This window comes from Pseudoalteromonas sp. TAB23 (genome assembly GCF_000498075.1).
Classification (GTDB): domain Bacteria; phylum Pseudomonadota; class Gammaproteobacteria; order Enterobacterales; family Alteromonadaceae; genus Pseudoalteromonas; species Pseudoalteromonas arctica.
Window position 1 is genome coordinate 52,276 of sequence record NZ_AUTP01000128.1, and the last position, 11,025, is coordinate 63,300.

Here is an 11,025-nt window from a genome sequence, read left to right on the forward strand (position 1 = left end):
CCCGCCAAGGTACTTGTAATTGGTGCCGGTGTTGCTGGTTTAGCCGCTATTGGGGCTGCAAAAAGTATGGGCGCAATTGTTCGCTCATTTGATACGCGTGCTGAAGTAAAAGAGCAAATTGAAAGCATGGACGCTGAGTTTTTAATGCTCGACTTTAAAGATGAAGACGGCTCAGGCGAAGGTGGTTACGCTAAAGTAATGAGCGATGAATTTATCGAAGCCGAAATGGCATTGTTTGCAGCGCAAGCTAAAGACGTTGATATAATTGTTACTACCGCACTCATACCCGGAAAACCAGCGCCTAAGTTGATCACCAGCGAGATGGTTGCATCAATGAAGAGCGGCAGCGTAATAGTCGATCTTGCAGCCGAACAAGGTGGAAACTGTGAATTAACAGTTCCGGGTAAGGTTGCCGTATGCCATGGTGTATCGATTATTGGTTACACCGATTTACCAAGTCGCCTTGCTGCACAATCGAGCCAATTATACAGTAATAACTTACACAACCTGTTAGCCGAAATGACCCCGGAAAAAGATGGCAAACTCTTTGTTGATATGACAAACGACGTTGTTTTAGGTGCAACTATATGTACTGAAGGAAAAACAACTTGGCCGCCACCAGCGCCCACACTATCTGCCCCCCCTAAAAAGGTTGCGGCTACACCTAAACCTAAACCCACTATTGTTGAGAAAAAGAAATCGGTATTTGGACCTATTATTGGCGCCGCTATCGGTGCATTAGCATTGCTTGGGCTTGGTGGCGTTGCACCCGCTGATTTTATGTCTCATTTTACCGTTTTTGTCTTAGCCTGCTTTGTAGGTTATATGGTTATTTGGAGTGTATCGCCTGCACTACATACGCCTTTAATGAGTGTAACCAATGCCATTTCAAGCATTATTGTTATCGGTGCTTTAATTCAAATAAGCTCAACAGACGACACCATTAAATGGTTTGCCGTTTTTACCGTGTTAATTGCGAGTATTAATATTGTTGGCGGCTTTGCTGTAACACATCGCATGCTCAAAATGTTCCGTAAGTGAGGTTGTCATGATCAGTACTGGTATTGTAACCGTGGCATACATTGCTGCGATGGTTCTTTTTATTTTGGCTTTAAACGGCCTATCCAATCAAGAAACTGCCCGTAAAGGTAATTGGTATGGTATTTCAGGCATGGTTATTGCGCTTTTGGCGACTGTTTTAGGTGTTGTTACCAATAATTATATTGAGTTGATGATTGCATTATTAGTGGGTGGCAGTATTGGCTTACTTGTAGCAAAACGAGTGCAAATGACTGAAATTCCAGAGCTGATTGCTATTTTGCACAGTCTAGTCGGACTCGCGGCTATAATGGTTGGGTATGCTAACTTTGCGGATGCTTCTAGTCATTTTTCAGGAATTGATTTGACCATTCACGATATTGAAACCTATATAGGTGTTTTAATTGGTGCTATTACATTTTCAGGTTCAATTACCGCTTTTGGTAAATTATCTGGTCGAATAGGCAGTAAACCTTTAACACTACCAGGGCGACACATATTTAACCTTGTTTTATTAGTTGCTGTAGCGTGGCTTGGGCAGCAATTCGTTGTGCAGTCTGCTGTTGGTAACGGCATGTTCCCACTGATTATTATGATAGCGCTTGCTTTAGTTTTTGGTATTCATATGGTGATGGCAATTGGCGGTGCCGATATGCCGGTTGTTATATCTATGCTTAATAGTTATTCAGGCTGGGCCGCTGCCGCAACAGGCTTTATGCTAAATAACGATTTACTCATTGTAATTGGTGCATTAGTTGGTTCAAGCGGAGCTATTTTGAGCTATATAATGTGCAAAGCTATGAACCGAAATTTTTTATCAGTCATTGCCGGTGGATTCGGTAGTAGCAATGTAAAAGCTTTACCTGCAGGGGATCAAGAACAAGGTGAAGTACTAACAATCAGTGCAATCGAAACAGCAGAGCTGCTCATGAGCGCAAAAGAAGTAATGATTATTCCTGGATACGGAATGGCCGTTGCAAAAGCGCAGCAAATAGTCTCTGAACTCACAAGTAAATTACGTGAAAAAGACATTAACGTGCGCTTTGCAATACACCCTGTTGCAGGACGAATGCCTGGACAAATGAATGTATTATTAGCTGAAGCTAAAGTTCCTTACGACATTGTTTTTGAAATGGATGAAGTAAACGACGATTTTCCACAAGTTGATGTTTCACTTGTGATTGGTGCAAACGATATTGTAAACCCGTCAGCACTTGATGAACCAAATAGCCCTATCGCCGGCATGCCAGTACTTGAATGCTGGCATGGTAAAGCGTCTATCGTTTTAAAGCGCAGTATGGCAACTGGTTATGCTGGGGTACAAAATCCATTGTTTTTTAAAGATAATACACAAATGCTCTTTGGAGATGCCAAAGACACGTTAGTCGAAGTTGTTGCTGCACTATAAAAGTAACGTTGCAAAGCCGTGGAGGATTCCATGGCTTTGTTATTTTTGCATTACTTAGATTTTATATTTTTGAGATCCGCTTAATTGCCGTGATTATAACTAGTTAAACTACCTATTAAACCTTTGAGTCAAATTCTATTTTAAGTTATTCAAAACAGGCTCAAGCAACGGGAGATATTACGACAGGCATTTGATATATATAATTATTAAATCACTTTAATGGCTCAGCTATTTATTTAAACAGCGAATTATAGTTTCACGTAGTTTTTGTGTTTTAATGGGTTTTGCAACATGAGCATTCATGCCAATAGATAAGTATCGTGTAATATCATCTTTCATAACATTAGCTGTTAAGGCAATTATTGGAATATTTGCGATAGTTTCATCACTATCATTACGAATAATTTGAGTCGCCTCAACACCGTCCATGATAGGCATATGAATATCCATTAAAATTATATCAAACGGCTCTAATTTTACTGTTTGGATGCACTCTAATCCATTATCAACTAAGTAAACCTGAGCGCCGCTATTTTCTAGTATGTTGGTAACTATTAGTCGATTGATCGAATTATCTTCCACAACTAATACTTTAATACCCGCCAGCGACTGTTTACTCACAGTATTTACTTTAGGCACTTCATTAAAAAAACCTAACACTCTACTGCTCACCTCCTTATACAAGACACTCGAATAAACAGGTTTTTGCAAAATTGTGTTTATATTTATTTTGTTAGCCACATCATTAAGTAAAACCTCATGATCCCTTGTAAGTACAATTATATTATTGCAAAGCTGGGGATTAATATTATAAATACGCGTTAAAAATGTTTCACTACTCATCGCTGGCATTATCCAATCGACAATAATGACTTTAAATTTTTCTTTATTCTGTTCAATAATATCAATAGCTTGCTTAGCAGACGAGTACGCAGTACATGCTAAACCCATAGCTGTAAGCTGATTTTCAATTACTTTAAGGTCCTCTTCATTATCATCTATAATTAATACATCAAACGGATCAGTAAAGATTAGGTTAGGCGTATCATCAATCAACGCTTGGTTGTTCAATTTAACTTCCACCGAAGCTATAAACTCACTACCCACACCTTGAGTGCTGTGTACCGTTATATCACCACCCATCAATTGGCATAAACGCTTACTAATTGTTAAACCTAACCCTGTACCACCAAACTTCCTAGTTGTAGAACTATCTGCCTGAGTAAATGATTCAAATAAATTGCTAAGATTATACTCAGCGATGCCAATACCTGAGTCTTTAACTGTAAAATATAAGCAAACACTTTGCGGATCGTCTAATAACTTTCTTGACTCAATTAAAACCGATACAGTGCCGTGAGGGGTGAATTTAATTGCGTTAGAGCATAAATTTAACAGCACCTGATTTATTCGCACTACATCGCCGATTAAGTCCAGTTTAACTGCCTCATCAATGACAATATCAAATGTGACCCCTTTACTTTGGGCCAATTCATTGAAGGTTGCTTTGATATAATCAACAATCGAATTTACAGAAAAAGGAAATTCTTCAAGGTTAATGTTTCCAGACTCAATTTTTGAAAAGTCTAAAATATCGTTAATAACCACCAGAAGTTGATCTGAGGAGTATTTAATTTTATCTAAATAATACTCATACTCACCAGGTAAACCTTTTTCGAGCAAAATATTAGTCAAACCAATAATCCCACTCATAGGGGTTCTAATCTCATGACTCATATTTGCTAAAAACTCAGACTTAGCGGATGTCAGATGCTCTGCTTCTTCCTTGGCGTGCAAAAGCTCTTCAGTGCGCTCTTCAACGCGCGACTCTAATCTTTGCTTTTCTTCATCAAGCTCTTTTAAAAGTTGAATGCGGCGTTGGTTTAAAAACAAAACAAAAACTAAAAAACTAAAAAACTGCTAAGAATAAAAATAATTACAGTAGCGCTGTAAATTAATATTTTATTTTTCTCAAAGTAAGTTGGCTCGTAATAAGAGATAATTGACTCTTCCGGCAAGCTCTGCGGAGCAATATTAAACTTACTTAATTGTCGCCAATCATATGAGTATGTACTAAGCCCTTCACCACTAATTTCATTTAACGCTTTGTTTTAATTATAAAAAAATATTGAGTCAGCAATACGTTTACCTATTTTTTCACCCGACAATACATACCCACCAACAACACCTGAGCCTAATAGTACTTCCCAATAGCTAAACACTGGCGCCGGACTTTCTTCAGTTAATCGCTCTACTAGCTGATAAGGACTAAGTGATTTATTATCGTAACGCCTAAAAATGGGGGTAAATAAAATAATCGAATCCGCTGGGGCATTTCTTACTCTGGTGAGTAATTCTGGTAATGGAAGATCAAACCACTTTTCTACATTTAAATACGAAAAATCACGGTTAATAACCGAAAATAGTCCTCGATGAAAGCTCATACCAATATCGTTTTTTGTATCTAAAATTACGATCAATTTTTTAGGTTTCATTAAATTAACAGCATTTGCTGTTGCTTGCGCATAATCTAATTTAGCTTGGATCACAGCTCCGCTGGTCTTTTTTGGTAGATTAAACTGGGCGCCTGGCTCTAAGTATATTCGTGGAGCATTTATAAAAAAATCGTCTAATTGAGATAGTAACGTCGCTGCAGAAGGCGACTGAGTAACGATGATATCGATGTGCTTATTTTTATATTTTTGTTTGAGGTAGTCTTTCATTAACTGCTTTTGATTAACTTCATCAAAGCGATTTACATCCATATTTTCGACAAATAGTTCATAACTAAAAGAACGTTTTTTAAGCTCTGTACGCAGTCCAAGCTCAACACTTTTATACCAAGGCATATCTTGATTTGTTGAATTTATAAATAAAATATGAGTAACGTCTGAAGGAGTTTGAGCGTGTGAACTAGGGCTCAAGAATTGAAAAACAAGAAATAAAAATAAGATATTAGTTTTCATGTTTCTCATTGTGTAATCAGGGGAAAGTAGTTTAATGGTAAGTATTAACGATATATATATCAATTAAATACAAGATAAAATTTACTGCAATTTAACATTACCAACAATACTATTTCACTTTACAGCCTAATGAGGTCTTATATTGATAGTTTTTGGATTATCATCACAGCGCAATACGCATAAAAAACCCAGTACGAATACTGGGTTTAGAGTAAAAAGTGTAAAGAATCTAATTATCTTTACACTAATAACTTTATATCATTTAAAATGGGATATCGTCATCAAAATCAATGGTTGGTTCCATTGGGTTTGATGCACCACCTTGCGGAGCACTTTGTGGTTTAGGAGCGAAACCACCTTGCTGCTGCGGTGCACTATTTTGTTGTGGTGCAAAGCCGCCTTGCGGCTGATATTGATTACTTTGCTGCTGTGGTGCTGGAGCCGGTTTTGGTTGTGCTGCTGGTGCAGCTTGTTGCTGCGGATTATAGCCACTTTGCTGTGCGGCTTGGCCTTGGTTATTTTGACCGTAACCACCGCTTTGTTGACCACCTTGCGGCTGATTACCTTGGTAACCACCACCTTGTTGACCACCTTGCGGCTGATTACCTTGGTAACCACCACTTTGCTGATCGCCACCACGTGCGCCTAACATTTGCATTTGACCAGTAAAGCCATCTACAACTATTTCTGTAGTGTATTTTTCTTGGCCTTGTTGATCGGTCCACTTACGTGTTTGAAGCTTACCTTCAACATAAATTTGTGAACCTTTACGACAATATTCACCAACAATTTCAGCTAATTTGCCAAAGAACACAACACGATGCCACTCAGTTTTATCAACCATTTGGCCAGTGTTTTTATCTTTATAGCTATCCGAAGTTGCTAAGGTAATATTTGCTACACCATTGCCGTTAGGCATATAACGAACTTCAGGATCTTGCCCTAAATTACCAACCAAAATTACTTTGTTCACACCGCGTGCCATGGAACCATCTCCTATAAATGTTAGATTAAACCAGCTACTTTACGTGCTTGGTCTAGGTCAAATTCTTTATCATTAATCTTTAAATAGCTGCGACTTTCATCGCGAACCACAGTTGCTTCTATTACGCCTGGTAAAGCAACTAACTGAGAAGCAAGTGTTTGAGCATGCTCTTCAGAATCTAATTTGGTCATTAAACTAATAACTTTACTTTTGGGTGGGACTTGCATTTTCCACGCAATAATAAGCCATATTAACCCAACAAGTGCCGCTGCCGCAAACACAGCTTGCGTCGTTGTAGTTTGTGCTACATAACCACCTAACATACCGCCTAAAAAGGCGCCTAAAAACTGACTAGATGAGTAGCCACCCATTGCTGAACCTTTTTGGCTTGCAGGTGCTATTCGCGATACAAGCGCAGGCATAGTGGCTTCTAAAAAGTTAAACGCCACAAAATAAAGCAGCATACACACAGCAATGCCTACTACACTATTAACCCATACCGACATTGCTAGCATACTAATAGTTAACAAGGCTACTGAGCCAATAAATGCTTGTTTTTCTTTCTCTTTTTTAATGGCCACAATCATTATTGGTACCATTAATAAAAATGCTAAAAATAGCACTGGAATATATAAATACCAGTGATGGTCGGCAACTAAGCCATCTTTAATTAATTGACTCGGCAGTACGACAAATATTGTGGTTAGCGTTAAGTGTAATAGCAATACACCTGCATTTAATCGTGCTAACTGAGGGTGCTTAATTAGTTTTTTAATGTCGCTAAAGCTTGCTAATGTATCGCCTTTGGGCGCTTTATTTACCGCATTTGGCACTAGCATAGTCACTATAAATATACCAAAAACAGCTAAAATAGCAGTCAACCAAAATACACCCGCAATACCCCACGAAGCTGCGACAATTGGCCCAAGTAGCATAGCAAAGGCAAAGCTCATTCCTATGCTCATACCAATAACGGCCATTACTTTTGGTCGTTGCTCATCGCGGCTTAAATCAGAAGCAAACGCGAGTAGTGCACTGGCTATTGCGCCCATACCTTGTAAAGCACGGCCTACGGTAACCATTTGAATAGAGTCAGCTAATGCAGCAACTACAGAGCCAATAGCAAATACGACTAAGCCACCAACAATAACCTTTTTACGACCAATCTTATCGGATAATCGACCCATAGGTATTTGTAATACGGCTTGCGTTAAACCATACGCACCAATGGCAAAACCAATCCAAATAGGCGAAAAACCTTCAAGCGATTGTCCATAAATAGCCAATACAGGCATCAGCATAAACAAGCCGAGCATTCTAAATGCAAACACACTCGCCAGCGATACTGCGGCGCGTTTTTCTCGTGAATTAAGTGAAGATGCGGTCATTATCTGCGTGATCTTACTCTATGAAAAATTGAGGTTGGGATTCTACCATAAGCTTGGCAATAATTAATCGCCTATAAGTAAGGATTTTTCATTGATCAAGGATTAATATTGCTTCGTATTATGCGATACTGAGTAAATAATTTTGGTAATAAACGAGATAGCATGGAAAACATTGAAGTCCGAGGCGCCCGTACGCATAATTTAAAAGACATCAGCCTAACCATCCCACGTGATAAATTAATAGTTATTACTGGTCTATCTGGTTCGGGGAAGTCATCACTTGCATTTGATACACTTTATGCAGAAGGACAACGCCGGTATGTTGAATCACTTTCTGCGTATGCAAGACAATTTTTATCGCTTATGGAAAAGCCTGATGTAGATCACATCGAAGGCCTCTCTCCTGCAATTTCTATTGAGCAAAAATCAACGTCTCATAATCCACGATCAACTGTGGGTACTATTACCGAAATTTACGATTATTTACGACTTATGTTTGCCCGCGTTGGCGAACCACGATGCCCTACACATGATTTACCACTTGCTGCGCAAACCGTTAGTCAAATGGTAGATACTGTTTTGGCACTGCCTGAAGGCAGTAAGTTAATGCTGCTTGCGCCAATAGTAAAAGAGCGTAAAGGTGAGCATGTTAAGTTATTAGAGCAGCTATCAAGCCAAGGTTATATTCGCGCCCGTATAGACGGTGAAGTATGTGACTTATCTGATCCACCAACACTTGAGCTTCATAAAAAACATACAATAGAAGTTGTTGTAGACAGATTTAAAGTAAAAGATGGCTTACAACAACGCTTAGCAGAATCGTTTGAAACTGCGCTTGAAATGTCTAATGGCGTTGCACATGTAGCATACATGGATGATAGCAGCGCTGAAGAAATTCTATTCTCAGCAAACTTTGCCTGCCCTACTTGTGGCTATGCAATGACTGAGCTAGAACCGCGTTTGTTTTCGTTTAATAACCCTGCTGGTGCGTGCCAAACCTGTGATGGTTTAGGTATACGTCAATATTTCGATCCTAATCGCGTAGTGCATAACCCAGAGTTAAGCCTTGCTGGCGGTGCAATTAAAGGCTGGGATAAACGCAGCTTTTATTACTATCAAATGCTACAAGCCGTTGCTGAGCATTATAGTTTTGATTTAGATGTGCCTTATCAAGATTTAGACAGCGACTCGAAAAAAATTATTTTAGATGGCTCTGGTAGCACTAAAATTGCGTTTAATTACCGTAACGACCGTGGCGATTTAATTACGCGCAATCATGAGTTTGAAGGCGTGTTAAACAACATGAATCGCCGCTACCGCGAGACCGAGTCAAACTCAGTACGCGAAGAGCTTGCTAAATACCAAACAAGCCAAGCATGTCCTAGCTGTAATGGCTCGCGTTTACGCGAAGAATCTCGAAATGTATTTATTGGAAAAACCAACTTACCTGCAATCACGTGCATGAGTATTGGTGAAGCTATGGAATTTTTTGAAGGGTTAACGCTAACCGGACAAAAAGGCCAAATAGCTGAAAAAATATTAAAAGAAATTCGCGACCGTTTATCGTTTTTAATTAACGTTGGCCTAAATTACTTATCACTTGAGCGCAGCGCCGACACACTATCAGGTGGTGAAGCTCAGCGTATTCGCTTAGCAAGCCAAATTGGTGCAGGCCTTGTAGGTGTAATGTACGTACTAGATGAGCCATCTATTGGGCTGCATCAACGCGATAACGACCGTTTATTACAAACACTGGTCCATTTGCGCGACTTAGGTAACACCGTTATTGTGGTAGAGCACGATGAAGATGCTATTCGTGCCGCTGACCATATTATTGATATTGGCCCAGGCGCGGGTGTTCATGGTGGGCATATTATTGCTCAAGGAACACGCGACGATATTTTAGCAAGCAAAGAGTCTGTTACGGGCCAGTTTTTATCTGGCGTACGTAGAATAGAAATACCAAAAGAACGTCACCCAACAAACGACAAATGGCTAGAGCTATTTGGCGCAACGGGTAATAATCTTAAAAATGTGGATTTAAAAATCCCATTTGGTTTAATGACCTGTGTGACAGGTGTATCGGGCTCAGGTAAATCAACGCTAATAAACGACACTTTGTTTAAACTTGCTCATACAGAGCTAAATGGCGCAACCACTGCCGAAGCTGCTCCATATAAATCAATTAGCGGTTTAGATCATTTTGATAAAGTGATCGATATTGATCAAAGCCCGATTGGTCGTACTCCGCGTTCAAATCCGGCAACCTACACAGGTATATTTACCGGCATTCGTGAGTTATTTGCAGGTACACAAGAAGCGCGCTCACGTGGCTACAAAGTAGGTCGCTTTAGCTTTAACGTTAAAGGCGGACGCTGTGAAGCTTGCCAAGGTGACGGCTTAATTAAAGTTGAAATGCACTTTTTACCTGATGTGTATGTACCGTGTGATGTATGTAAGAGTAAACGCTATAACCGCGAAACCCTCGAAGTACAATACAAAGGTAAAAACATACACCAAGTGCTTGAGATGACTGTTGAAGACGCTCATGATTACTTTGATAAAATACCGGCTATTGCCCGTAAGCTTAAAACGCTGATGGACGTTGGTTTGTCGTACGTGCGTTTAGGTCAAGCCGCTACTACTCTCTCTGGTGGTGAGGCGCAACGTGTAAAATTAGCGCGCGAGCTATCAAAGCGTGATACTGGTAAAACGCTCTACATATTAGATGAGCCAACAACAGGCTTACACTTTGCTGACATTGAACAGCTGCTTGTTGTGCTTCATCGCTTGCGCGATCACGGCAATACAATTGTTGTTATTGAGCACAACCTCGATGTAATTAAAACAGCAGATTGGGTTATCGATTTAGGACCTGAAGGCGGTGCTGGCGGTGGTGAAATACTCATTGCAGGTACGCCAGAAGAAGTAGCCGAATGTGAGCGTTCACATACAGGGCATTACCTAAAAACTCTATTAAATAAATAGAGGTTTAGTTGTTACAAATCAATCGGCATTAAGGTTATTTAACTGTCGAGATTACATTTGATTAAAAATAGCGAGAAGACTCACTTCTCGCTATTTTTTTTGCTCTAATTTTTCATTTATCAACATAATACAAATCCGCAATAATACTTAATCATTTTGCGGGGCTAAACGTGTCGCTACCTGTGTTAAAAAATTCTCATTTACGACTGCATGGATGCAGAAGGTAGAGCAATGCAGGAGCAATTGCCGAGA

7 protein-coding genes (1 of these 7 only partly in view) are annotated in these 11,025 nt (G+C 39.6%); 3 read left to right on the plus strand and 4 right to left on the minus strand.

Annotation, left to right across the window (positions count from 1 at the left end):
• Positions 1–1,041 carry the 3' portion of a Re/Si-specific NAD(P)(+) transhydrogenase subunit alpha gene (locus L654_RS0104670; RefSeq protein ID WP_024607427.1) on the plus strand. The gene continues 495 nt to the left of window position 1, outside the view, so only the last 1,041 of its 1,536 coding nucleotides appear in the window; its start codon lies beyond the left edge, outside the window; its stop codon occupies positions 1,039–1,041.
• 10 nt (positions 1,042–1,051) lie between these two features.
• Positions 1,052–2,446: a Re/Si-specific NAD(P)(+) transhydrogenase subunit beta gene (pntB, locus tag L654_RS0104675; RefSeq protein ID WP_024589878.1), complete on the plus strand. Its 1,395-nt coding sequence runs from the start codon at positions 1,052–1,054 to the stop codon at positions 2,444–2,446.
• A gap of 228 nt (positions 2,447–2,674) precedes the next feature.
• Here the strand turns inward: pntB and L654_RS1000000127220 are convergent, their stop codons facing one another.
• The 4 genes from L654_RS1000000127220 to L654_RS0104690 form a co-directional block, all read right to left on the minus strand.
• The gene (locus L654_RS1000000127220) at positions 2,675–4,339 is read right to left on the minus strand and encodes a response regulator (protein ID WP_225305715.1); all 1,665 of its coding nucleotides are present in this window, start codon (positions 4,337–4,339) and stop codon (positions 2,675–2,677) included.
• Positions 4,340–4,557: 218 nt separating this feature from the next.
• On the minus strand, positions 4,558–5,412 hold the full coding sequence (locus L654_RS1000000127225; protein ID WP_225305716.1) for a diguanylate cyclase: 855 nt from the start codon (positions 5,410–5,412) through the stop codon (positions 4,558–4,560).
• A gap of 262 nt (positions 5,413–5,674) precedes the next feature.
• Positions 5,675–6,397: a single-stranded DNA-binding protein gene (gene ssb / locus L654_RS0104685; RefSeq protein ID WP_024607428.1), complete on the minus strand. Its 723-nt coding sequence runs from the start codon at positions 6,395–6,397 to the stop codon at positions 5,675–5,677.
• Between the two features lie 20 nt (positions 6,398–6,417).
• The gene (locus tag L654_RS0104690) at positions 6,418–7,785 is read right to left on the minus strand and encodes an MFS transporter (protein WP_010553785.1); all 1,368 of its coding nucleotides are present in this window, start codon (positions 7,783–7,785) and stop codon (positions 6,418–6,420) included.
• Between the two features lie 162 nt (positions 7,786–7,947).
• Here L654_RS0104690 and uvrA point away from each other — a divergent pair, with 162 nt between their 5' ends.
• On the plus strand, positions 7,948–10,773 hold the full coding sequence (gene uvrA, locus L654_RS0104695; protein WP_024607429.1) for an excinuclease ABC subunit UvrA: 2,826 nt from the start codon (positions 7,948–7,950) through the stop codon (positions 10,771–10,773).
• Positions 10,774–11,025: the final 252 nt, after the last annotated feature.